Below are 22938 nucleotides of genomic sequence, written 5' to 3'. Positions count from 1 at the left end.
TGAGGGGTCCGCAAACGTCCCTACGCTCTTCGCATGCCCGACAACCAGGACACACCGGGACCGGCACCGCAAGCCCCTCCCGCCGCGGGGACGCTCGTGATGGGCACGCCCATCCACGACCAGATCGCCGACACCTTGGGCGTCCGCCAGAAACACCCGCTGCCGGACTGACCCGTGCCAGTGCGGGCCGGTCGCGACTTTCGGCGGTCGACGGGCCCCGGCGAGAGCCGGTAGGAAGTACCCCCTCTGCGGAGGAGGAGGGGACTTGTCCATGCGTATCACCGTGCTGGCCGCGGCGGCCGCGCTCTTGATCACCGGCACGCCCGCCGTGCAGGCGTCCGGAGGTGCCGCGGTCCCCCGGATCGACTGGGCCGCCTGCGGACCCGACCACCCCGGCTTCGAGTGCGCCTCCGTGAAGGTGCCGCTCGACTACGACAGCCCGCGCGGCGCCACCACCACGGTGGCGTTGGCGCGCAAGCCCGCCACGGACGAGGCGCACCGCATCGGGTCGCTGTTCCTCAACCCCGGCGGCCCCGGCGGCTCCGGCGTCGACTTCGCGTTGCGCGCGGGCGACACGCTCTCGAAGAACCTGCTGGGCCGCTTCGACGTCGTCGGGTTCGACCCGCGCGGCGTCGGCAGGTCCGACCCGCTGCACTGCTTCGCGAGCGAGGCCGAACTGGACGAGTTCTTCGAAGGCGTCCCCGGCTTCCCGTACCGGGCGTCGCAGGAGAGGCCGTTCTTCGAGCGGTACCGCTCACTCGGCCCCGAGTGCCGCGACGACCAGGCCATCGCGCGGCACATGAGCACCGCGGACGTCGCGCGGGACATGGACCTGCTGCGCCGCGCCGTCGGCGACCGCAAGATCAGCTACCTCGGCTTCTCGTACGGCTCGTACCTCGGCGCCACCTACGCGAACCTGTTCCCGGGCAACATCCGCGCGCTCGTGATCGACGGCGTGCTCGACCCCGAGCTCTGGTCGAGCGGACGGCAGATCGAGTCGGACCGGATCGCGACCAAGGAGGAGTTCCGCGAGTTCCTCCGCACCTGCGACGAGGCCGCGTGCGTCTTCGGCCCGCAGCCGGAGAAGCGCTGGAACGCGTTGCTGGAGTCGGTGCGCGCCAAGCCGATCCAGCTGGGCGACCAGACCTACACCTACGACGCCGTCATCGGCGCCGCGATCGACGCCATGTACTCGCCGAGCGACTGGCCCGCCGCCGCGGAGCTGTTCGACCAGCTGTCCGACGCCGCATCCAATCCTTCATCCCTCGCGGAACCGGACTACGCCAACGGCTTCGACGCCTACAACGGCAACGTGTGCGCGGACATCGAGTTCCCGCGCACCCTCGGCGCCTACCAGGCGACTTCCCGTTATGCCGCAGCGGGTTCGGAGTTCGGCCCGGCCTGGTGGTGGAGCAACGCGGCGTGCGCGGACTGGCCGACCAACCCCGACCGCTACACCGGTCCGTGGCGCACCCGCACCCACGCCCCGGTCCTGGTGGTGGGCAACCACTTCGACGGCGTGACGGACTTCCGCGGCGCCCAGGCGGTGAACCGGCAGCTGGCGGGCAGCCGTCTGCTCGCCTACGCGGGCTGGGGCCACACGGCGTACCAGGTGAGCCAGTGCGCCACGGACCACACGAACGCCTACCTGTTGCACGGCACGCTGCCGCCGGTCGGGACGGTGTGCCCGGCGAACCCGAACCCGTTCCTTCCCACGACGGCGTCCACGGAGCCGTTGTTCCAGCCGACCAGGAGGTAGGGGCGGCGGAGTAGCGGGGGTTTCAGAGCGGGGTGGGACGCCGGTGACGGCGCCTCACCCCGCCCGGCTTCGACATGCGTGCCGTTGCGGCCCGTCCGACTTCACCTCCCCGGTGACCCCACCCCGCCCGGCGCCAGCTCCTGCGCCAGTTCCACAGCCGCCCGCGCCGGATCGTCCCCGAACCGGCTGCCGAACGCGTCGTGCACCCGCCACCCCGCGTGGCCGAGCGCACGCCAGCGAGCCAGGTGCGCCGCTGCCCCGTCCGGGTGCGGGCGCGTCTCCACCGCCACGGCCTCGTCCCTCTCCCCCACGACGAGGTCCACCCGCCACCGTCCCACCGGGTAACCAGTCCGCACGGTGAGTCCGACGGCCCTCAGCTCCCGCGCCAGACCGGCCGTCCACTCGTCCGCGGGGGCGGCGCCCTCGGTCTCCGCCGGGGCGACCTCGGCGTGTCGCAGGTAGTCGCCGGCCAGTCCTGGTGGTTGCGGTACCGAGGTGACCACGAGCACGCGGCGGCGGGCTCGGGTGGTCAGGACGGCCAGCAGGCTGCGGTCGTTCACGAAGCGCCAGGCGCCCGGTGTGGCGTCCGCGGCGAGGCTGATCACGACCTCGTCGAACTCGCCGCCCTGCACGCCGTGCACCGTGCCCACGCGGACGCCGCCGGTGGTGATCTCGTCCAGCGTCAGCTCGGTCAGCAGCGCTTCCTCCAGCGCGTCGGCCTGGGCGCGGAACGGTGTCACGACGCCGATCGACCTCACGCCCGCCGCGACCCGTTTGCGGACGTGGGCCAGCACTGCGTCGACCTCGGGCTGGTTGACGCCTCGGGCGTTCCGCGCGCCGGGGACGAGTTCGGTGTCGATGCGGTCGACGTCCGCGATCGCCGGGTGCGTCGTCAGCAGTGCCATCCTGCCGTCGTAGAAGTGGGAGGCGGCGAAGCCGATCAGGTGCGGCGCGCAGCGGTGGTGCTCGTCGAGCCAGTGCACGCCCGCGGTGGCGGCGGCCGCGTCGAACAGGCTCACCTTCGGCACGTCCAGCCGGTCGCGGAGGTCCCCGGTGCCCTCGGCGTCGACCGCCGCGCGCACGGCCTGGTCGCTCACGAACGACACGTGCCGCAGCTGCCGCGGGTCGCCGCCGATCACCGCGGAACGTCCGCGCAGCAACGCGGGCGCGGCGAGCGGCTGGTCGACGTGGCTCGCCTCGTCGATGACCACCAGGTCGAACGTGCCGGGCACCGGCGGCAGGATGTCCTGCACCTCCGACAGCGTCCCGACCCACAGCGGCAGCGCCGTCAGCAGGTCGTCGCTGTCGATCTCGGCGAGTGCGCGCCGTCGTGCTGCCCGGCCCGACCGCATGGCCGTCGCGAGCGCCGACACCGCCCTGCGCGCACCCGGGCCCCGGCGGCTCACCGCGTACTCCGCCAGCCAGGCTGCCGTGGCCTCGCGGTTCGCGGTGTCCTGCTCGGCCAGCAACGGACGCGACTCGCTGAACGTGGTTCCGCCGCTCGCCCCGATCCGGACAGCGGCCGTCGTCTGTTCCGCGGCCTCGATCGCCGCCGTCAGGTCTTCGAGGGAAACCTCGCCTGCGCCAACACGTTTCCGGGCCCGGCTCAACGCCCACCCCGTGCGCGATCCACCCAGGAATCCGGTGCGTGGCTTGAGAAGCTGTTTGAGAGCAATGAAATCCACGCCCGCGTCGAACGCCTTGGGCGCCACCGCACGATGCCCGGCCATCAACGCGTGGTGCTTCCGCGCAAGAGCCGCGAGCTCTTCGTCGTGCAACGCCTGAGCGACCGCGCGTTCGACACGCGCGACACCGGCCGTGGCGGCACTTCGTGCCTTGTCCAGCTCCTGCACCCGAGCGGCGTTGCGCGTGGCGCTGAACCCGTCGCTCAGCTCGCGCGCCATCCCCTGCCGCAGCTCGGAGTCGCCGAACAGCACGGGCGTCGGGCCGCCCGCCTGGCGCAGCGCGGCGCCCAGCACGTCGGCGGCGTTGCGCGTGCGGCTCGCGAGCAACACGGACTTTCCCGACGCAACGGCGTCCAGTGCCAACGCCGCGAGGGTGTGCGTCTTGCCCGAGCCGGGAGGTCCACCCACGACCGTGATCCGCGCACGGCGTGCGTGCTCGACCGCGAGCTGTTGGCCGTGGCTCAACGGCAACGCCGAGCTGATCGGCTCGTCGCGGTCGTCCGACGCCACTTCGGCGCCGTAGAGCGCGGCGAACGCGGTGTCCTCGATGCCGGCCATCGCGGCCCACTCGTACAGCGCCGCTCCGTGCTCGGTCGTCACCACGGGCTCCCCCGCGTGCACCCCGGCGCCCATCGCCACGACGAGCTCGCTGCCGGAGATCAACGCGGCGGGGTCGTCGTGCACGACCGGCACGTCCCCGAACCCGGCCAGCCGCAGCGTCCCGGCGATCCACTCCTCGGCCGGCGCGAGCGACGCCTCCTGTTCCGCGGCCTTCGCCCAGTCGTCGGCCAGCGGGAACAACGCCGCGTCACCGGCCACCTGGAAGGTGCAGCTCGACCCGGCGCCCTTGACCAGCCGCACGGGCCGTGAGATCAGCGGCAGGCACATCCGGCGTCGCTGCCCGCCGACCTGCGCGGGTCCCGCGAGGAACGCCCAGCCCAGCCGCAGCAGCCGGTCCTCCCTGTGCAGCGCGTCGAACGCGGCGAGCCGCGCCACCTGGTCCCGCACCCGCTTCGGAGCGCTCCACGCGACCGGCTCGGCGTCCTGTGGCGCGGTGATGGTCCGCCACGACGGCTCGTGGTCGCCCAGCCACAGCAGACCGGCCGCCTTGGTGAGGTCGAGCTGGACCTTCTGCGGCTGCTCGGCGGCGCTCAACCGGGCGAGGGTGCGCAGGACGGCCGGAACGTTCACGCGGACATGGTGCCATTCGGGCCTGTCCGGCGCGGTCACGCCGGACAGGCCCGAGCGGGGTCAGCGCTTGACCGTGAAGGTGAAGCCGCCGGAGAGCTTGCCGCCCAGCCGGACCGTCGAGATCAGGTTGCCCTCGTCGAGCAGCCTCGCGACCTCAGCCCGTGACAGGCCGAACCCCTCGGCGATCAGGCGCACCGGACGAACCGGGATCCTGGCGCCGAACCGCACCTCGACGTCGACCACCTCGTGGTCCAGGTGCCCGGACCCCTGGGTGTCGAGGTGCCAGGCGCCGTCCCAGTCGAGGCCGACGTGGTTGCGCTTCTGCAGGACGGTGTCCTGCAGGAGCTCGGCGGCGAGGCTGATGTCGTTGTGGTGCAAGCGATCCAGCAGCTCCGGCCGGACGGAGCGCACGGTGACGCGGTCCAGGACCGTGAGCTTGACGGTGTCCCCGCAGCCCGTGCAGAGCACGAGTAGCCAGGCGTCGAGGACCTTGTGGTTGGCGTTGACGCGGAATTTGCCGTTGGCGCGGAAGCGATCCGAGGCGCACACGTGACAACGACGGCGAACGAGTGGAAGTCGTGTGGGTACGACAAGCCAGGTATGGAGCACAGGAGTACACCGATCTTGGTGAGAAATCCGCAGCACGAGGAAGCGCGGCGCACAGCGACGCGCTGGAAATCAGCTCTGGGGAGGTCTCACGCGATGTACAACGGCATGTCCTGGCCTCGGCGACACGGTTCCGCAGGAAGGTAGCGGTGCACCGCGGTGCCGATCCAGTGGTTTTCCTCGCGACGCAGACGTGGCGGGCGTTCCGAAGAACACCCGCCACGCACTGACTAACTGAGTTGAAGCATCACCCGGCGAGGGCGAAGAGCTCCTCCTGCTTGCCGGAGTGCTTGAGCACCGCCAGCGACTGCTTCTCCAGCTGGCGGATCCGCTCGCGGGTCAGGCCGAGCTCCTCCGCGACCTCCTGGAGGGTGCGCTCACGCCCGTCCTCGAGGCCGAACCGCAGCCGCATGATCCGGCCCTGCCGTTCGGGGAGGACGTCCAGCAGCGACCGGACGCCGTCGACGAACTCCTGGCGTTCCACGAGGTCCGGCGCCGACACGCCGTCGGTGTCCTGGATCAGGTCGCCCAGCACCGAGTCGCCCTCGTCGCCGACCGGGGACTCCAGCGACACGCACGAGCGCGCGGCGTCGCGGAGGTCCTGGACGCGAGCGGGGGAACACTTGGCCTCGGCGGCGATCTCCTCGATCGTCGCCTCGCGACCGAACTTCGCGGAGAGCTTCTGCCCGATCTTCTTGAGCTTGTTGACCTCCTCCACGACGTGGACCGGGAGGCGGACCGTGCGGGTCTGCTCGGCGAGACCCCGTTCGATCGCCTGGCGGATCCACCACATCGCGTAGGTGGAGAACTTGTAGCCCTTGGCGTAGTCGAACTTCTCGACCGCGCGGATCAGACCGAGGTTGCCCTCCTGCACGACGTCCAGGAAGGGCAGTCCCCGGAACGAGTGCTTCTTCGCGACCGATACGACCAGGCGCAGGTTCGCGCGGATCATGTGGTCCTTGGCGCGCTCACCCTCCGCGACGACCCGTCGCAGCAGGCGCGCGTCGCGCGTCGTGTCGCCCTGGGAGAGCAGATGAGCGGCGTAGACCCCGGCCTCGATGCGCCGGGACAGGTCGACCTCCTCCGACGCGGTCAGCAGCGGCGTGCCGCCGACGTCGCGCAGGTACTGGCCGACCAGGTCCGCGTCCTGCTGCCCGGATGCGCGGTTCTTCAGATCTACAGACATGACAAATCCCCCCGTTTCCGTTTGGCAGGAGTGACAGGCCGACGCGAGTTCGCGCCGGTCAGGCGGTTGCCCCTCCGGGTCAACCGCCGCAGGCGATTCGGCGTGAAGCGGTGGCCGGATGATCGGCTACCAGGCGAACTCGCCGCCGTCTGCGGAGCAGCGGCCATCTCGGCGCTGCTTCACGTGTAACGGTTCAGATGTCCACTTCATTCCGCGGTTTTCGCTGTGACCTCAACCTCATCCGCCTGATTCCCATCCGTCTGATTCCGCCTTAACCTCACTTGAGTGATGGCGTGGTGTTCCACCGTCACGACCTCGATCCTCCAGCCGGAGACCTCCACCACGTCGCCGGGTTCCTCCGGGATGCGGCCGAGGAGTACCAGCACGAGACCGGCGATCGTCGTGTACGGACCGGGCGGCGCGTCCGGCAGCGCCACGCCGATGTCCACGAGGTCGTGCACCGGGAACGTCCCGAGCAGCTCGATCGAGCCGTCCGGATCCGCCCGCACCGCGACCACGTCCGAGTCGGTCTCGTCGTAGATCTCGCCGACGATCTCCTCGAGCAGGTCCTCCAGCGTCACGATGCCGTCGACCGCGCCGTGCTCGTCCACGACGAGGGCCATCTGCTCGTGTTCGGCCTTCATGCGCCGCAACGCGTCGGTCACGCGCACCGAGTCCGGCAGCACCATCGGCGGCCTTGCCACGTCCGCCAGTGCCACGGAGTCGTCGAGCAGATCGCGCAGCGTCGCCACGCCGATCACGTCGTCGAGGTGACCGTCCTTGGTCACCGGTGCTCGTGAGTGTCCTGACCTCGCCAAGATTTCCCGCGCCGTCGCGGTGTCCAAACCTGATTCGAGGATCGTCACCAGCCGGCGGGGCACCAGGACCTCGCGCAGCTTGCGCTCGTGGATCTCCAGGGCGCCGGTCATGATCGTGCGTTGTTCCGGGTTGAGGTGCTGCTGCACCTCGACGAGGTCGCGCAGCTCCTCCGGCGACATCTGCTCCTCCTCGGCGTCCGGGTCGCCCCCGAAGATCCGCACGACGAGGTCGGTGGACCTGCTGAGCAGCCACACCGCCGGGCGCGACACGGTCGACAGCAGGTCGAGCGGGCCGGCGATGATCTTCGACCAGCGCACCGCGTACTGCATCGCCAGGCGCTTGGGCGCCAGCTCCCCGAAGACCAGGGTGAAGAAGGTGAGCACGATCGTCACGAGCGCGATCGCCACCCCGCCCGCCGCGCTGCCGAGGAACCCCAGCAGCGGCACGATCGGCTCCGCGAGCGACACGGCCGCGGTGGCCGACGCGAGGAAACCGGACAGGGTGATGCCGATCTGGATGGTCGCGAAATACCTGTTCGGATCTCGTGCGAGCCGCACGAGGGTGTGCCTTCCTTCCCGTTCCAGAGACCGCAGCTGTCCTTCGCGCAGTGACACCAGGGCCATCTCACTGCCGGCGAACGCCGCGTTGAGCAACACGAGAACCGCGACCAGCGCGAGGTTGAAGCCGTACCCGTCCACACGTTTCAGTTAGCACGCGCAGTGGTAATTCGCACTCTGACGGTCGTCTTGAGAAGCCAGGGCGGCCTCAACCGAACGAGGTGGGGATGGAGATGGACACGCCAGAGGTGCTCAGTCCCTCCGCGAGGACCCTGCACACCTTGCCGGAGGGCGAGCCCGACCTGGCGTCGGTGCGCGCCTGGGTGGGGGCGCTGCTCAGGGACCTCCACGAGGACGTCCAGCTCGACGTCCTCCTTGTGTGCACGGAACTGGCCAGCAACGCTTACGAGCACGCCGAGGGGCCACGGGCTCTCCGAGTGCAGCGGCACATCGACTTCATCCGGGTAGAGGTCGACGACCACACACCGGCGGAGCTGCCGCGGCTCGGCGAGTCGCGTCTCGGTGACTCGAGAGGACGCGGGCTGATCCTGGTCGCCCAGCTCGCCCGGTGCTGGGGAACCCGCGAGTTCACGGGTGGCAAGACCATCTGGGCCGAGATCAACTCATAGGTCTCCTGGGCGTTTCGCACGGGGAAGTCGTGACATCGCACGGGTGAGTTCTGCGGGGAGTTCCTCCGAAGCTCAGTGCATGACGACAACTGCTTCACCGGCGGTCAGGCCGCTGGTGCGCCACGGAGCCGAGATGCTCGTGGCGATGCTCGTGGGGATGGCCCTGCTGGGGCCCCTGTGGACACCACAGGGCGTCGAGCCCGCCGCCCTGTGGATGGCCGTGTCGATGTCCGTGCCGATGGCGTTGTGGATGCGCTACCGCGGTCACGGCCGGATCCTCGAGATGTGCGCGGCGATGGCCGTGCCGTACCTCGTGCTGCTGGTGCCCTACTGGGCCGGTCTGCTCGACGGCGAGGCCGTGGAGATGGGCGGGCATCTGCTGATGCTGCCCGCGATGGCCGCGGTGCTGGTCCTCCGGCGGCACGAGCACGGCACGCCCAGCGCGAACCCGGTGGTCAGGACGCTGGGCGACCACTGGCCGGCGGTGGTCGCGCTGGCCGTGTCGTTCGGCTTCTGGCAGTCGCCGGTCGTGCCCCCGGTGTGGACGCTGCTGCTGTGCCAGGCCGCGTACCTGTTCTGGGGCCGCCGCGCGCCGGGGATGCAACTGGCGGTGTTCGGTGGATACCTGGCGCTGGCGGCCGTGGTGTTCGTGGTCTCGCCGACCGCCGGGGTGGTGCTGATCGCCCTCGGGTGGGGCGCGCACGCCGTGTGGGACGTCTGGCACCACGTTCGCGACGCTGTCGTGCCGCGGTGGTGGTCGGAGTTCTGCGGCGTGTTCGACCTGGTCATCGCGGTCACGATCCTGCTGCGGTGGTTCTAGCCTGATGGCGATGAACGATCTTCCGCACACCGCGCTGCGCGGCACCCTCCACGTGCTCTGGGTGAGCTCGCTGGTCGTGCCGCTGGTCTCGGTGCTGCGCGACCCGTCCGCGCTGCGCTGGCTCGGTGTCCTCGGGCTCCTGGTGCTGGCCGTGGCGTACGCGGTGACGTTGCGGGGCGGTCAGCTCTGGTGGCTGGTGGCCGCGACCCTGGTCTCGATCCCCCTCGTGGCGCCGGTCGGTCCCGACGAGATGGCGACGTGGGCGTGGATCGGTGGCGGCGCCGCCGGGTTCGCCCCGCTGCTGCTCACCGGCGTCTGGCGGTGGATGGCGGGCATCTGCGCGGTCGTGCTCGCGGGCCTGGTCGGGTTCTTCGTGACGCGCGACCAGACGACGTACCAGATGATCGCGATCGCCGTCGGCGCCACGATCGTCGCGATGGCGGGCCTGCCGATGTGGTTCGCCGGGCTCCTGGCCGGAGCTCGGGCCGGGCGCGAGGCCCAGGCGGAGCTGGCCGTGAGCGAGGAGCGCCTGCGGTTCGCCCGCGACGTGCACGACCTCCTGGGCCACCGGCTGACCGTCATCGCCCTGAAGTCCGAGCTGGCCGGGCGGCTGGCGTCCTCCGACCCCTCGCGGTCGGCCGCGGAGGCCTTCGAGGCGCAACGGCTGGCGTCCACGGCCCTGGAAGAGGTGCGCGACGCCGTGCACGGTTATCGCGCCGTCGACCTGCCTTCGCAGTTGGAGGCCGTGAGCAACGTTCTGCAGGAGGCGGGTATCCGTTGCACGGTGTCCGCCGTCCCGGTCCACGGCTCGACGGCCACGCAACTCGCGCTGGTGCTGCGGGAGGCGTGCACGAACGTCCTCCGCCACAGCCACGCGACGTGGTGCATGATCGACGTCGCTGACGCCGACGGGGAGGTGCGGATGACCGCGACGAACGACGGCGCCGAGAAACCCCTCGCGGAAGGCAACGGTATCCGCGGCATGGGCGAACGGCTGGCTTCGGTGGGCGGCAGGGTGTCGGTGGAGCAGTCCGACGACGTGTTCACCCTGCAGGTGGTGGTGCCCGCGTGATCCGGGTGCTGCTGGCCGACGACGAGGAGCTGATCCGCGACGCCCTCGCGGCGCTGCTCGGGCTGGAACCGGACCTGGAGGTCGTGGCGCGCGCCGGTGACGGCCGGGCCGCCGTGGAGGCCGCCCGCGCCCACCGCCCGGACGTCGCCGTGGTCGACCTGCAGATGCCGGTGCTGGACGGCCTGGAGGTCACCGAGGAGATGGCGCGCGTGCTGCCGTCGTGCGCGGTGGTCATCCTGACCGGCCGGGGCCGTCCGCCGCACCTGCAACAGGCCCTGCACGCGGGCGCGAAGGGCTTCCTGCCCAAGGGTTCGCCCGGCGGCACCCTGGCCGACGTCATCCGCCGCGTGCACTCCGGCGGGCGCTGGGTGGACCCGGCGCTGGCCGCGGACGCCCTGACCGCTCCCCCCTGCCCTCTGACGCGACGGGAGCTGGAGGTGTTGCGGTTGAGCGAGTTCGGCACGTCCGTCGCGGAGATCGCCTCGCGCACCTCGCTGTCCGCGGGGACCGTGCGCAACCACCTGTCGGCGGTGGTCGCCAAGCTCGGGGTGGCGCACCGGTCGGCGGCGTTCCAGGTCGCAGAGGAGCACGGCTGGCTCTGAGGGTCGCCCGTGGACGGTCCACCCGCGCGTGAGGCGTCAGGACCCCGGGCTCAGCAGGTCGAACGCGTGCTTGCGGTGGACGGCGAACAGCTCCAGCGCCGCCTCGGCGTTGCGCGACTTCAGCGCCGCCACCAGCATGTCGTGCTCCAGCCGGATGTGCTCCAGGTAGCCGGCGGTGCTCGTGTTCACGCGCATGATCAGGAACAGGAACACCTGGGACCGGATCGCGGCCCAGGCCTCCAGCAACCGCGAGTGCTTCGCGGCCCGGAACACCGTGTCGTGGAACTCGATGTCGCAGCGCACCATCCCGTACGGGTCCTCGGCGCGCTCCATCGCCTTCGCGGCCATCGCGATCGGGATCAGCTCGAAGTCGTTCGCGTTCTCGACCAGCCGCCGCACCGCCAGGGACTCCAGCACACCGCGCAGGCTGTCCAGCTCCGCCACGTCCTCGTCCGACAGCACGGTCACGGTCGCGCCCCGGTGCCACTCGCTGCGGACGAGGCCCTCCCGTTCCAGGATCTGCAGGGCGTCGCGGACCGGTCCCCGGCTGACCTTCAGCGCGGTGGACAGCTCGACCTCGCGCAGCGCGTCACCCGGCTGGAAGGCACCGGTGAAGATCGACCCCCGGATCATGGTCGCGACCTCGGCCCCCAGGCCTCGGCGGGGTGCGGGCGCCAACGTGACCGGCCGGTCCCTCTGACTCATGTCGCAATGTTAACAAGCGCACAACTCGCCCTCTTGTCGGAATGTTAACATTCCGACATGCCTTCGATCCCCCGCTTCCACCTGGCCATGCCCGTCGACGACCTGGACGCCGCGCGCCGCTTCTACGGCGAGACCCTCGGCCTCGAGCAGGGCCGCAGCTCCGACACCTGGGTCGACTGGAACCTGCACGGCCACCAGTTCGTCACCCACCTCGCGCCGAGGACCGAGCGCGTCAGCAACCCCGTCGACGGCCACGACGTACCGGTCCCCCACTTCGGCCTGATCCTGACCATCGACGAGTTCCAGGTGCTGGCGGAGAAGCTCGCGAACGCCGGCACGAAGTTCGTCATCGAGCCGTACGTGCGGTTCAAGGGCGAGCCCGGCGAGCAGTGGACGATGTTCTTCCTGGACCCGGCGGGCAACGCGCTGGAGTTCAAGGCGTTCGCGGACGACGCGCAGGTGTTCGCGGTCTGACGCGCCCACGGAGGGTGTCCGCCACCTAAAGACATCCTAAAAATCTTGCACGATGCGCAAGTTTCGGTAGCGTGGGGTGTGACGCCGAGCTATGGCCCGGTCACGCCGGGTCAGACAGGGAGAGGCCATGACCACGGCCGAGCGGCAGCGCAACGCGCAGGAGCTCATCCGCCCGCAGCTGCCCGCCGAACTCAGCAAGCGCGAGGGGCGGTGCCCGTTCGACCCGGCCACCGCGCTGACCGAGCTGAGCGGGCGCGGGCGGATCCACAAGATCGAGCACAACGGCGACACGGTCTGGCTCGTCACCGGGCACGACGAGGCCCGCGCGGTGCTCGCCGAGCCGAAGATGAGCGCGGACAGGATCAACAGCCCGCGGGCCAAGGCGCTGATCTCGCCCGAGCTGCACGCCGAGATGTTCCCGCCGGAGCGGCAGGCCGGGTCGTTCATCTTCATGGACGCCCCCGAGCACACCCGCTTCCGGCGGCTGCTGACCGGGCAGTTCACCGTGCGGCGCATGCGGGACCTGACGCCGCGCATCCACGAGATCGTCACCACCCACCTCGACGCGATGATCGAGAAGGGGCCACCGGCCGACCTCGTGCACGACTTCGCGCTGCCGGTGCCGTCGCTCGTGATCTGCGAGCTGCTGGGTGTCGACTACGGCGACCGCGACGAGTTCCAGCGCCGCACGGCCACGTTGCTCAGTCTCACCACGACGGTCGACGAGCAGATCAAGAACTCCGGTGAGCTGCGGCGGTTCATGCAGTCACTGGTCCGCGAGAAGAAGCGCAACCCCGGCGACGACCTGCTGTCCGGGCTCGTGCGCGACACCGACCTCACCGAGAACGAGCTCGCGGGCATCGCCAACCTGCTGCTCATCGCGGGTCACGAGACGACGGCGAACATGCTGGCGCTCGGCACGTTCGCGTTGCTGGAGCACCCCGACCAGCTCGCGAAGCTGCGGGACGACCCGGAGCTGACCGAGAACGCCGTCGAGGAGCTGCTGCGCTACCTGTCGATCATCAGCATGGGTGTGGCACGGCACGCGAAGGAGGACGTCGTGATCGGCGGCGCCACCATCCGCGCCGGTGAGACGGTCGTGGTGTCGGTTCCGGCCGTGAACCGCGACCAGGGCCAGTACGAGGACCCGCACGAGCTGCTGGTCGACCGGCCGCGCGGTCACCACGTGGCGTTCGGGCACGGCATCCACCAGTGCCTCGGCCAGCAGCTGGCGCGCGTGGAGATGACGGTCGGCTTCACGGAGCTGCTGCGCAGGCTGCCGACGTTGCGGCTCGCCGTGCCCGCGGAGGAGGTGCCGCTGCGGACCGACATGTCGATCTACGGCGTGCACAAGCTGCCCGTCACGTGGTGAACACCGTCATGTGGTGAGCACCGTCACCTGGTGAAGCCCTCGCCGAGCTGGTCGATCATGCGACCGACCAGCTCGGTGGCCGTGTACCTGTCCGAGGCCTGGGGCGTGTTCAGCCACCACTGCACGACGGCGCGCATCGACGCGAGGAACGTCGACGCCGCCACGGCCGGGTAGGGGTCTTCCAGGGGGTCGACGCCGCACCGTTCCGCGATCGCCGCCGTCAGCGCCTGCTCACGGGCGGAGTAGGCGGCGAGGACGTGCGGCAGCAGCGCCGGGTGCTCGCGCAGTTCGCGGAGCTGCCGGAGCCGGTCGAGGTCGACGTACCGCGGGTAGATCGTCTGCAGGGCCTTCTTCAACGCGACCAGCACCGGTTCGTCGAGGGGCCGTGCGGCGAACTCCTGCACGAACGCCAGCGCCGTGACCGTGTCGCCGGCGACGACTGCTTCCTCTTTGGACGGGAAGTAGTTGAAGAACGTCCGCAGCGACACCCCGGCCGCCCGTGCGATCTGCTCGACCGTCACTCCGTCCAGGCCGTGCTCGACGCACAGACTCCAGGCGGCGTCACCCAGTGCTTCCCTGGTCGCCGCCTTCTTGCGTTCACGCAGGCCCGTCATGGCGGAAAGGGTAGAACGTACCGAAAATTGGTGTAGACCTTGTCACCCGGGTGAGCACCTCACTACGGTCCGTGAGAACGCTCTCACAGACCTACGGAGGACCGGGTGCGCCTACTCGGAGTCGTTGTGCTGGCCGGTGCCCTGCTCACCACCGGCCAGGCCCAAGCCTCTCCCCCGAGATCGGCGCAGGCCCCCGCGGTCACGCTGGTCACGGGGGACCAGGTGCTCATCGGGCAACGGTCGGTCAGACCGGCGCCCGGCCGCGAGCACGTGCTGTTCACGACCTACACCGCACGGGGCCACGAGTACGTGGTGCCGAACGACGCGCTTCCGCTGATCGCGGCGGGCCGCCTCGACGAACGACTCTTCGACGTCACCGAGCTCGCCACGTACGACGGCGCCCTGCCGGTGATCGTCACCTACCCCGAGGGCACCGCCCGCGCCCTGAACACCGGCCTCCAGCTGCCGAGCATCAACGGCGTGGCGTTCGACGCGGTCAAGTCGCCGATTGTCGGAATGTCAACAAGCAGCATGTCAACATTCCTACAAGTCGAGTCCGGCATCAGGAAGATCTGGCTCGACGCCCGGCGCCGGGCGAGCCTCGACCGCAGCGTCCCGCAGATCAACGCCCCCGCCGCCCACGCCGCGGGCTTCACGGGCAAGGGCACCACGGTCGCCGTCCTCGACACCGGTGTCGACAACACCCACCCGGACCTCGCCGACCGCGAGATCGGCGAGCGCAACTTCACGACGTCACCGGACACGGCCGACCACTACGGCCACGGCACGCACGTCGCGTCGACCATCGCGGGCACCGGCGCCAAGAGCGGTGGCAAGTACCGCGGGGTGGCGCCGGACGCGAACATCCTCGACGTGAAGGTGCTGGGCGACAACGGTTCCGGCCAGGACAGCGGCATCATCGCCGGCATGGAGTGGGCTGCCGAGCAGGGTGCCCAGATCATCAACATGAGCCTCGGCGGCTACGACACGCCCGAGATCGAGCCGCTCGAGGAGGCCGTCAACCGCATCAGTGCCGAGAAGGGCACGTTGTTCGTGGTCGCGGCCGGCAACTCCGGTCCCGGTAGCAGGACCATCGGCTCCCCCGGCACCGCCGACGCCGCCCTGACCGTCGGCGCCGTCGACCACGAGGAGCGGATCGCCGAGTTCTCGAGCCGCGGCCCGACCCAGGCGGGCACGCTCAAGCCGGACCTCACCGCCCCGGGCGTCGGCATCGTCGCCGCCCTGCACTCCGACGGCAGGATCGGGCCGCCGGTCGTCGACGGCTACACCTCGCTCGACGGCACCTCGATGGCCACCCCGCACGTCGCGGGCGCGGCGGCGCTCCTGCGCCAGCAGCACCCCGGGCTCACCGGCGCGCAGCTCAAGGCACGTCTCGCCGGCAGCACCACGCCCAACGCGGAGCTGACGCCGTTCGAGCAGGGCTCGGGGCGCGTGGACGTCGCCAAGGTGATCAAGCAGAACATCACCTCGGACCCGACGAACCTCAGCTTCGGCGCCCACCGGTGGCCGCACACCGGCGAACCCGTGCTGTCGAAGGAGATCACCTACTCCAACGCGGGCTCCGAACCGGTCACGCTCGACCTCGCGGCCGAGACGAACGGCAGCGTCTTCAGCGTCTCGCCCACGAGGCTCACCGTGCCCGCGCACGGCTCGGCGACCGCCACGGTCACCGCGGACGTGGCCAAGCAGCCCGGCGGCGGTGTCGTGGGCGGCGCGATCGTCGCGAACGGCCTGCGCACCGCGGTGGTCGTCGATCTGGAGCCGGAGAGCTACGACGTGACGATCGCCGGGATCGACAGGTCCGGCGCGAAGGCGAGCTCGACGTTCGCGTTCCTCGTGAACGTCGACACCGGCGCCCGCGTCTGGCCCGACAGCGCGACGGGCGTGGCGCGTCTCGCGAAGGGCCGCTACATCCTGTCCGGCAGCGTGCTGTCGTCCGGGAGCGCGTACACCCACGACGTCATCAACTACCCGAACCTCACCGTCACCGGCGCCACGACGATCGACCTGGACGCCCGGCAGGCCAAGCCGATCAAGGTGACGCTCCCGGTCACCGCGCAGCTCTCGTTGCTGCAGACCGGTTTCGAACGAACCGTCGACGGCACCAGCTACACGATCAGCAACTTCTCCGTCGGCGGCGTGGTCGACCACCTCGGCGTCGCGAGCATCGGCCCGGACTCGGACGAGGTCACCGGCAAGACGGCGACGTTCTGGAACGCGGGCCCCGACTTCTACGGCCTCGCCTGGTACCGCAGGGGTTCCGCACCGAGCGGCCTGACGAAGACGATCGCGAAGAAGGACCTCGCCTCCGTCAAGGTCGACATGCCGGCACTCGAGGAGGGCCAGACCGCCTCCATCGGCCACACCTCCTCCCCGCAGGGCAGGGCGGCCTGGGGCTGGGGCTCGCTGGACAACCTCCAGCCGGGCCCGCGCACCGAGTACTACGGCGGCGAGGGCGGCGACTGGTCGCGCCGGTTCAACGTCTTCGACTCGACGGGCAACATCGGCGCCCTCGAAGGCCCGCTGAAGCACTACAAGCCGGGCTGCTCCTACGTGGAACCGTTCCACCGCGCGGTGTTCGGCCCGGCACTGCCCGAGTCGCGCGACATCCCGCACTCGTTCCGCACGGGTGACTTCGTCCGCGTCACCGTGCCCCTGTACGGCGACAACGCGGGCAACGCGGGCTACGGCCCGGTGACCGAGGCGAGGACCACGCTGTACCGCGACGGCAAGAAGGTCGTCGAGTCACCCGAGCCGGGCTGGGCGCTGGCCGACGTCGAACCGGGCGCAGCGAACTACCGCCTGGAGGCGACGGCGACGCGGGACAACCCGTTGAGCCGCAAGGTGTCCGGCGTCTGGACGTTCCGCGGCGACACCACGGCCGAGCAGACCGCGCTGCCGCTGTCGGTCATCCGCTTCACCCCGCAGCTGGACGACGACGGCTTCGCCCGCGCCGGCCAGATGCTCGGCGTGCCGATCTCGACCCAGTCGCAGACCGGCGCGGGCTCGGGCCTCGGCTCCGGCTGGGGCTCGGTGAAGGTCACGTCCGTCGAGGTCTCCTACGACGGCGGCACGACGTGGCGCCCCATGCCCATCACGAGCAACCGCGTGCTGCTCGCCCACCCGAGGGACGCCAAGTCCGTCTCCCTGCGCGCCAGGGCCTCCGGCAGCGGCCAGACGGTGGAGCAGACGATCATCGACGCGTACCTGCTCCACTAGCTCGGCGGGGTGGCCCGCGCACTCCCCAGGGGGCGCGCGGGCCACCCTTCCGTCACCCGGACAGGTGAATACTGTCCTGATCCGCGCCTGGCCGCGTCTGTTGGACGTCCGGAAAACATGATCGCCTTCCCGCAAGCGGAAGGGGGCGGCGGCGACACGGGTGGCACACGGAAGCGACGAGGAGGGCGCCGGTGCGAGAACTGACAGACGAGATGGCCGTCGACCACTGCCCACCACCACCCACCAAGACGCCACCCACCAAGACTCCAACGCCCGACGCGCACATCCCAGGCCGCCACGTGGCCGAGACGGCAAGACACCCCGACGGCCGGCTCGCGGTGATCACCTGGTCCGACGAGAAGATCGACCCGGGCCTGCTCCACCCGGCCCTGCACGTCGTCCACCCCGACGGCGCGGTCACCGACCTCGGCCCGGCACCGGCCGACGCCGGCAACCCGGTGTGGTGGGGCGACGAGATCGTCTACCTCGCCCTGACACCGCCGCACCTGCAGGGCGGCAACGCCGTCTTCGACCAGCGCCACCGCAACCTCACCGAGGGCATGCCCGCGTGCCCGATCAGCCTCGTCCAGGACGACGGCGACGCACCGGTCATGGTCGTCGCCACCGGTCTGGACACCGAGTTCCACCGGCTCGGCGGAGGTCTGCTCGGGCGCGTCAGGGGCTCGCACCGACGCCAGAACACACCGCCGGACGTCGGCTGGGGTACGCAGGAACGCCTCCGCTACCGGGCGCGGGACGGGCTCGAGCTCGACGGCCTCCTGGTGTTGCCGCTGGGCAGAAGTAGGCAGGACGGGCCGTTCCCGCTCGTCACGCTGGTGCACGGCGGCCCCTACGACCGCTGGGCCGACGACCTGCAGCTGCACTGGGTGCCGTCGGCGCAGTGGCTGGCGCATCAGGGCATCGCGACCTTCCTGCCCAACCCGCGCGGAGGTCTGGGCAGGGGCCACGAGTTCGCCGCCGCGGTGGCCGGGAAGGTCGGGCAGGAGGAGTGGCACGACATCGAGACCGGCATCGACCTGCTGGTCGGGCAGGGCGTGGCCGACGCGAACAGGCTCGGCATCTCCGGGTGGAGCCACGGCGGGTTCATGGCCGCCTGGGCGACGACGCGGACGGACAGGTTCAAGGCCGCGTTCGTGGGGGCCGGCATCTCCGACTGGCCGAGGCAGGTCGCGCACGGCGAGTGGGGCGCGTTCGAGGCGGCCCTCGGTAACAGTCCCGCGCACAGCCCGGTCACCTACGCCGGGCGGATCCGCACGCCGATGCTGATCGTGCACGGGGCCGACGACACCAACGTGCCGGTGGAGCAAGCCGAACTCCTGCACCGGGCGGTGGGGCACTCCGAGTTGGTCGTCTATCCGGGCGAGGGGCACTCGTTCCGGAAGCGTGAGCACAGGCTGGATCTGCTGAACCGAGCCAGAACGTTGTTCGCGACGCTGTGAGACTTGCGCAACCCTTGCGGAAGCTGCCGCAACGGCTCCGCAAGCCGCCGCAAGCGGCTGTGGGGAGATCACATCAATTTCCGCCGGACGTTCGGGCTCGAACCGGACGGGGTGGCCAGCGAGCAGCCGCTGGTGGTCGGCCTTGTGCACGCAGCGGAGCCGGTCGGACACGGGAACGGGCGCACGTCTTTCCTGGTCAAAGGTGGATGTCGCAAATTTGCGCAATCACGTCGAGATATTGCGGTAATCTGCTGGTCACTTCTACGGTGAGGCGCGCCACACCCCCTCGCGTCCCCACCGAGAAGGGCCAAGCACGCCATGTCACCGACGACACGCGCTCGCTCCCTGCTAGCCCCTGTGACAGCTTTGATCACGGCCGCGGCGACCCTGACGATCTCCCCCGCCGCCCAGGCCGCTCCCGTCAGCCTCGACCTGCAGAGGCAGACCCGCATCGACCAGGTCACGTTGTCCGCTCCCCGGAACAGCACGGAGACCTTCGCCGTGCAGACCAGCCTCGACGGCAGAGGCTGGTCGACGCTCATCGCGGAACGGCCGCACACCTTCACGGACGGCAAGGTGACGTTCCGGGTCGACCCGACGCTGGCCAAGCACGTCCGCGCCACCAGGACCACGGCCAAGCTGGAGGTCCACGAGGCCGCGGTCAGCGCTCAGCTCCAAGCCACCTACAGCGCCAGCAGCACCAACCAGAACTACGGGCCGGGCAACGCCGGTGACGGCAACCAGGCCACGTACTGGGAGAGCGCGAACAACGCGTTCCCGCAGTGGATCCAGGCCGACCTCGGCGCCGCGCTGAAGGCCGACCGGGTGGTGCTGAAGATCCCGACCGGTGGCTGGGGCGCGCGCACCCAGACGCTCGCCGTCCAGGGCAGCACGGACGGCAGCAACTTCACGGATCTGGTGGCAAGCAAGGGATACGAGTTCACCCCGACCGCGAACAACACCGTCACCATCGACTTCACCGCGGCCACCACGCGGTACGTCCGGCTGCGGATCACCGGGAACACCGGCTGGCCCGCCGGTCAGATCAGCGAGTTCGAGGTCCAGGGCCCGACGGGCGGTGACACGCAGGCCCCGTCCGCGCCGGCGAACCTCGCGTTCACGCAGCCCCAGTCCGGGCAGATCCGGCTGACCTGGAGCTCCAGCAACGACAACGTCGGTGTCACCGCCTACGACGTCTACGCCAACGGCAGCCTCCGCACGACCGTCACCGGCACCACCTACACCGACAGCCAGCCCGACGGCCTGCGGGTGACCTACCACGTGATCGCGAAGGACGCGGCGGGCAACCAGTCCCCCGCCAGCAACTCCGTGACCCGGGAGGGCGCCACCGGCACGAATCTCGCGCAGGGCAAGCCCGTCACGGCGAACCACAACGTGCACGACTTCGTCGCCGCGAACGCCAACGACGGCAACCTGACGACCTACTGGGAGTCCAACGGGCTGCCCGGCACGCTGACCGTCCAGCTGGGATCGAACGCCGACGTCAGCTCCGTCGCGGTCAAGCTCAACCCCGACTCGGCGTGGGGTGCCCGCACGCAGAACGTCGAGGTCCTCGGCCGTGAGCAGAACGCCACCGGCTTCACGAGCCTCGTCGCGGGCCGCGACTACCGCTTCGACCCGGCGAGCGGCAACAGCGTCACGATCAACGCGGGCGGTCGCGTCGCCGACGTCCAGCTGCGGTTCACGTCCAACACCGGTGCGCCCGGCGCGCAGGTGGCGGAGATCCAGGTGTTCGGCACCCCTGCCCCGAACCCCGACCTCACCGTCACCGGCACGTCGTTCTCGCCCGCGAGCCCGGTCGAGACCGACCAGATCACGTTGAACGCCACGGTCCGCAACGCGGGTTCCGCGGCCAGCACGGCGACCGACGTGACGTTCTTCCTCGGCACCACCGCCGTCGGCACCGCCCAGGTCGGCGCGCTCGCGGCCGGTGCCCAGGCGAACGTCGGCACGACGATCACCGCTCGTCCGGAAGGGTCGTACGAGTACACGGCGAAGGTCGACGAGACCAAGAAGGTGGCGGAGCAGAACGAGACCAACAACGCCCGCGTGCACCCGGACCGGCTCGTCGTGACGCCGGTGCCGAGCTCCGACCTCGTGGCCGTGCCGTCGTGGTCGCCGAGCAACCCGGCCGGTGGCCAGAGCACCACGTTCAGCGTCGCGATCAGGAACCAGGGCACCGTGGCGAGCGCGGCCGGCGCCCACGGCATCACGGTCACGATCCTGAACAGCAGCGGCCAGACCGTCCGCACGCTCACCGGCAGTCACACCGGCACGATCAACGCCGGTGCCACCACCGCCGCGGTCAACCTCGGCACGTGGCCGGCAGCCGACGGCCGCTACACCGTCCGCACGACCATCGCGAACGACGGCAACGAGATCCCTGCCAAGCAGGGCAACAACACCAGCGAGCAGTCGCTGTTCATCGGCCGCGGTGCCAGCGTTCCGTGGCAGCACGTCGAGGCCGAGGACGCCACCGCCGGCGGCGGCGCGCAGGTCCTGAGTCCGAACAGGACGATCGGCGACCTCGCCGGTGAGGCGTCCGGCCGTCGTGCCGTCACGCTGAACGGCACCGGCCAGTCGGTCGAGTTCACGACGTCCGGTCCCACCAACACCCTCGTCACCCGGTTCTCCATCCCGGACAGCTCCGGTGGCGGCGGCATCACCTCGAACCTCAACGTCTACGTCAACGGCCAGTTCCACAAGGCCATCGACCTGACGTCGAAGTACATGTGGCAGTACGGCAACGAGGCCGAGCCCGGCAACTCGCCGGGAGCGGGCGGGCCGCGCCACATCTACGACGAGGCGAACGTCGTGCTCAACCAGACGTTCCCGGCGGGCACGAGGATCAAGCTGCAGAAGGACGCGGCCAACACCACGAACTACGCGATCGACTTCGTGAACTTCGAACAGGTGACGGTCGCCGGAAACCCCGATGCGGCACGCTATGCCGTGCCCGCCGGGTTCACCCACCAGGACGTGCAGAACGCGCTCGACCGCGTCCGGATGGACACGACCGGCACCCTCATCGGCGTGTACCTGCCCGCGGGCACCTACCAGACGCAGCAGAAGTTCAACGTGTACGGCAAGGCGGTCCGGGTGGTCGGCGCCGGTCCCTGGTTCACCCGGTTCCAGGCCCCGCTCACGCAGGAGAACACCGACATCGGCTTCAGCGCGCAGTCGTCCGCGAGCGGGTCGACGTTCAGCGGGTTCGCCGTGTTCGGCAACTACACCGCGCGCATCAACGGGCCGGGCAAGGTGTTCGACTTCGCCGGCGTGCAGAACATGACCATCGAGAACATCTGGGTCGAGCACATGGTGTGCCTGTTCTGGGGCAACAACGTCGACAACAACGTGATCAGGGACAGCCGCATCCGCGACATGTACGCGGACGGCATCAACCTGACCAACGGGTCGGCGGGCAACCGGATCGCGAACATCGAGGCCCGGTCCACCGGTGACGACGCGTTCGCGTTGTTCGCCGCCACCGACAGCGGCGGCAGCGGCCAGCAGAACAACGTCTTCGAGAACCTTTCGGTGCTGACACCCTGGCGTGCGGCGGGTCTCGCGGTCTACGGCGGCAAGCTCAACACGTTCCGCAACATCTACGTCGCGGACACGCTCACCTACTCCGCCGTGACGATCAGCTCGCTCGACTTCGGCTACCCGATGGAGGACTTCGGGCCGGAGCCGACGACGTTCAGCGGCCTCACCCTGGTGCGCTCCGGGGGCCACTTCTGGGGCGCGCAGACGTTCGGCGCGATCTGGATGTTCTCGGCTTCCAAGAAGTTCACCGGGATCCGGGTGAGCGACGTCGAGATCATCGACCCGACGTACAGCGGGATCATGTTCCAGACCAAGTACAACGGCGGCCCCGAGAACATCTTCCAGGACACGGTGCTGTCCAACGTGAGCATCTCGGGTGCGCGCAAGAGCGGTGACCAGTTCGACGCCAAGTCCGGCTTCGGGCTGTGGGCCAACGAGATGCCGGAGCAGGGCCAGGGCCCCGCGGTCGGCGAGGTCACCTTCACCGGCCTGAGGTTCAGCAACAACTTCCAGGACATCAGGAACACGACGTCCACCTTCAAGATCAATATCAACTGATATCCCTGCCGCGAAGGACGAA

General features: G+C 70.2%; 17 protein-coding genes. 11 read left to right on the top strand and 6 right to left on the bottom strand.

What is annotated here, in order from left to right; all coding sequences use genetic code 11:
* Window positions 1-33: 33 nt before the first annotated feature.
* Together VM306_RS30580 and VM306_RS30575 are read left to right on the top strand one after the other, a co-directional pair.
* Window positions 34-171 (top strand): hypothetical protein, encoded by a 138-nt coding sequence (locus VM306_RS30580; RefSeq protein WP_325521222.1) that lies wholly within the window; start codon window positions 34-36, stop codon window positions 169-171.
* Window positions 172-271: 100 nt separating this feature from the next.
* Window positions 272-1759, top strand: coding sequence for an alpha/beta hydrolase (locus VM306_RS30575; RefSeq protein WP_325521221.1), 1488 nt, complete (start codon window positions 272-274; stop codon window positions 1757-1759).
* 101 nt (window positions 1760-1860) lie between these two features.
* On the opposite strand, the gene VM306_RS30570 is transcribed toward VM306_RS30575, so the two are convergent.
* The 4 genes from VM306_RS30570 to VM306_RS30555 all read right to left on the bottom strand — a co-directional run bounded on the left by VM306_RS30570 (window position 1861) and on the right by VM306_RS30555 (window position 7944).
* Window positions 1861-4635: an AAA domain-containing protein gene (locus VM306_RS30570; protein ID WP_325521220.1), complete on the bottom strand. Its 2775-nt coding sequence runs from the start codon at window positions 4633-4635 to the stop codon at window positions 1861-1863.
* A 60-nt stretch (window positions 4636-4695) separates the two neighbouring features.
* Window positions 4696-5184, bottom strand: coding sequence for a DUF1062 domain-containing protein (locus tag VM306_RS30565; RefSeq protein ID WP_325521219.1), 489 nt, complete (start codon window positions 5182-5184; stop codon window positions 4696-4698).
* 304 nt (window positions 5185-5488) lie between these two features.
* Window positions 5489-6427, bottom strand: a complete 939-nt coding sequence (locus VM306_RS30560; RefSeq protein ID WP_325521218.1) for a sigma-70 family RNA polymerase sigma factor — start codon at window positions 6425-6427, stop codon at window positions 5489-5491.
* Between the two features lie 206 nt (window positions 6428-6633).
* Window positions 6634-7944 carry a hemolysin family protein gene (locus VM306_RS30555; RefSeq protein ID WP_325521217.1) on the bottom strand — a complete coding sequence of 437 codons (1311 nt, stop codon included), beginning with the start codon at window positions 7942-7944 and terminating at the stop codon, window positions 6634-6636.
* A 92-nt stretch (window positions 7945-8036) separates the two neighbouring features.
* On the opposite strand from VM306_RS30555, the gene VM306_RS30550 reads away from it, so the two are divergent.
* The 4 genes from VM306_RS30550 (at window position 8037) to VM306_RS30535 (ending at window position 10926) form a co-directional block, all read left to right on the top strand.
* Window positions 8037-8432, top strand: coding sequence for an ATP-binding protein (locus tag VM306_RS30550; RefSeq protein WP_325521216.1), 396 nt, complete (start codon window positions 8037-8039; stop codon window positions 8430-8432).
* A 79-nt stretch (window positions 8433-8511) separates the two neighbouring features.
* Complete coding sequence (locus tag VM306_RS30545; RefSeq protein WP_325521215.1) at window positions 8512-9252, top strand: hypothetical protein; 741 nt, start codon at window positions 8512-8514, stop codon at window positions 9250-9252.
* Window positions 9253-9262: 10 nt separating this feature from the next.
* Window positions 9263-10324: a sensor histidine kinase gene (locus VM306_RS30540; protein ID WP_325521214.1), complete on the top strand. Its 1062-nt coding sequence runs from the start codon at window positions 9263-9265 to the stop codon at window positions 10322-10324.
* Window positions 10321-10926: a response regulator transcription factor gene (locus VM306_RS30535; RefSeq protein ID WP_325521213.1), complete on the top strand. Its 606-nt coding sequence runs from the start codon at window positions 10321-10323 to the stop codon at window positions 10924-10926. The genes VM306_RS30540 and VM306_RS30535 overlap by 4 nt, the downstream gene beginning before the upstream one ends.
* Window positions 10927-10962: 36 nt before the next feature.
* Here VM306_RS30535 and VM306_RS30530 read toward each other — a convergent pair whose 3' ends face one another.
* A complete protein-coding gene (locus VM306_RS30530; RefSeq protein WP_325521212.1) occupies window positions 10963-11631 on the bottom strand; it encodes a GntR family transcriptional regulator in 669 nt (222 codons plus the stop codon).
* 57 nt (window positions 11632-11688) lie between these two features.
* Between VM306_RS30530 and VM306_RS30525 the strand changes: the two genes are divergently transcribed.
* Together VM306_RS30525 and VM306_RS30520 are read left to right on the top strand one after the other, a co-directional pair.
* A complete protein-coding gene (locus VM306_RS30525) occupies window positions 11689-12105 on the top strand; it encodes a VOC family protein (protein ID WP_325521211.1) in 417 nt (138 codons plus the stop codon).
* A gap of 127 nt (window positions 12106-12232) precedes the next feature.
* Window positions 12233-13477 carry a cytochrome P450 gene (locus tag VM306_RS30520; protein ID WP_325521210.1) on the top strand — a complete coding sequence of 415 codons (1245 nt, stop codon included), beginning with the start codon at window positions 12233-12235 and terminating at the stop codon, window positions 13475-13477.
* 23 nt (window positions 13478-13500) lie between these two features.
* Here the strand turns inward: VM306_RS30520 and VM306_RS30515 are convergent, their stop codons facing one another.
* On the bottom strand, window positions 13501-14091 hold the full coding sequence (locus VM306_RS30515) for a TetR family transcriptional regulator (RefSeq protein ID WP_325521209.1): 591 nt from the start codon (window positions 14089-14091) through the stop codon (window positions 13501-13503).
* Between the two features lie 105 nt (window positions 14092-14196).
* Here VM306_RS30515 and VM306_RS30510 point away from each other — a divergent pair, with 105 nt between their 5' ends.
* The 3 genes from VM306_RS30510 (at window position 14197) to VM306_RS30500 (ending at window position 22916) form a co-directional block, all read left to right on the top strand.
* Window positions 14197-17331, top strand: a complete 3135-nt coding sequence (locus tag VM306_RS30510; RefSeq protein ID WP_325521208.1) for a S8 family peptidase — start codon at window positions 14197-14199, stop codon at window positions 17329-17331.
* 191 nt (window positions 17332-17522) lie between these two features.
* Window positions 17523-18791 carry an alpha/beta hydrolase family protein gene (locus tag VM306_RS30505; protein WP_325521207.1) on the top strand — a complete coding sequence of 423 codons (1269 nt, stop codon included), beginning with the start codon at window positions 17523-17525 and terminating at the stop codon, window positions 18789-18791.
* Between the two features lie 357 nt (window positions 18792-19148).
* Window positions 19149-22916 (top strand): discoidin domain-containing protein, encoded by a 3768-nt coding sequence (locus VM306_RS30500; protein WP_325521206.1) that lies wholly within the window; start codon window positions 19149-19151, stop codon window positions 22914-22916.
* The last annotated feature ends 22 nt before the right edge of the window (window positions 22917-22938 follow it).

The sequence above is a fragment of the Lentzea sp. genome (genome assembly GCF_035525475.1).
In the GTDB taxonomy this organism is placed as follows: Bacteria; Actinomycetota; Actinomycetes; order Mycobacteriales; family Pseudonocardiaceae; genus Lentzea.
The sequence above is the reverse complement of the archived record's forward strand: the minus strand, read 5'-3'. Positions and strand labels throughout refer to the sequence as shown.

What these genes read in the sequence shown, in the direction of transcription:
- VM306_RS30580 (WP_325521222.1), top strand. Translation starts at nt 34, where the DNA reads ATGCCCGACAACCAGGACACACCGGGACCGGCACCGCAAGCCCCTCCC.
- VM306_RS30575 (WP_325521221.1), top strand. Translation starts at nt 272, where the DNA reads ATGCGTATCACCGTGCTGGCCGCGGCGGCCGCGCTCTTGATCACCGGC.
- VM306_RS30560 (WP_325521218.1), bottom strand. Translation starts at nt 6,427, where the DNA reads ATGTCTGTAGATCTGAAGAACCGCGCATCCGGGCAGCAGGACGCGGAC.
- VM306_RS30550 (WP_325521216.1), top strand. Translation starts at nt 8,037, where the DNA reads ATGGACACGCCAGAGGTGCTCAGTCCCTCCGCGAGGACCCTGCACACC.
- VM306_RS30545 (WP_325521215.1), top strand. Translation starts at nt 8,512, where the DNA reads ATGACGACAACTGCTTCACCGGCGGTCAGGCCGCTGGTGCGCCACGGA.
- VM306_RS30540 (WP_325521214.1), top strand. Translation starts at nt 9,263, where the DNA reads ATGAACGATCTTCCGCACACCGCGCTGCGCGGCACCCTCCACGTGCTC.
- VM306_RS30530 (WP_325521212.1), bottom strand. Translation starts at nt 11,631, where the DNA reads ATGAGTCAGAGGGACCGGCCGGTCACGTTGGCGCCCGCACCCCGCCGA.
- VM306_RS30525 (WP_325521211.1), top strand. Translation starts at nt 11,689, where the DNA reads ATGCCTTCGATCCCCCGCTTCCACCTGGCCATGCCCGTCGACGACCTG.
- VM306_RS30520 (WP_325521210.1), top strand. Translation starts at nt 12,233, where the DNA reads ATGACCACGGCCGAGCGGCAGCGCAACGCGCAGGAGCTCATCCGCCCG.
- VM306_RS30515 (WP_325521209.1), bottom strand. Translation starts at nt 14,091, where the DNA reads ATGACGGGCCTGCGTGAACGCAAGAAGGCGGCGACCAGGGAAGCACTG.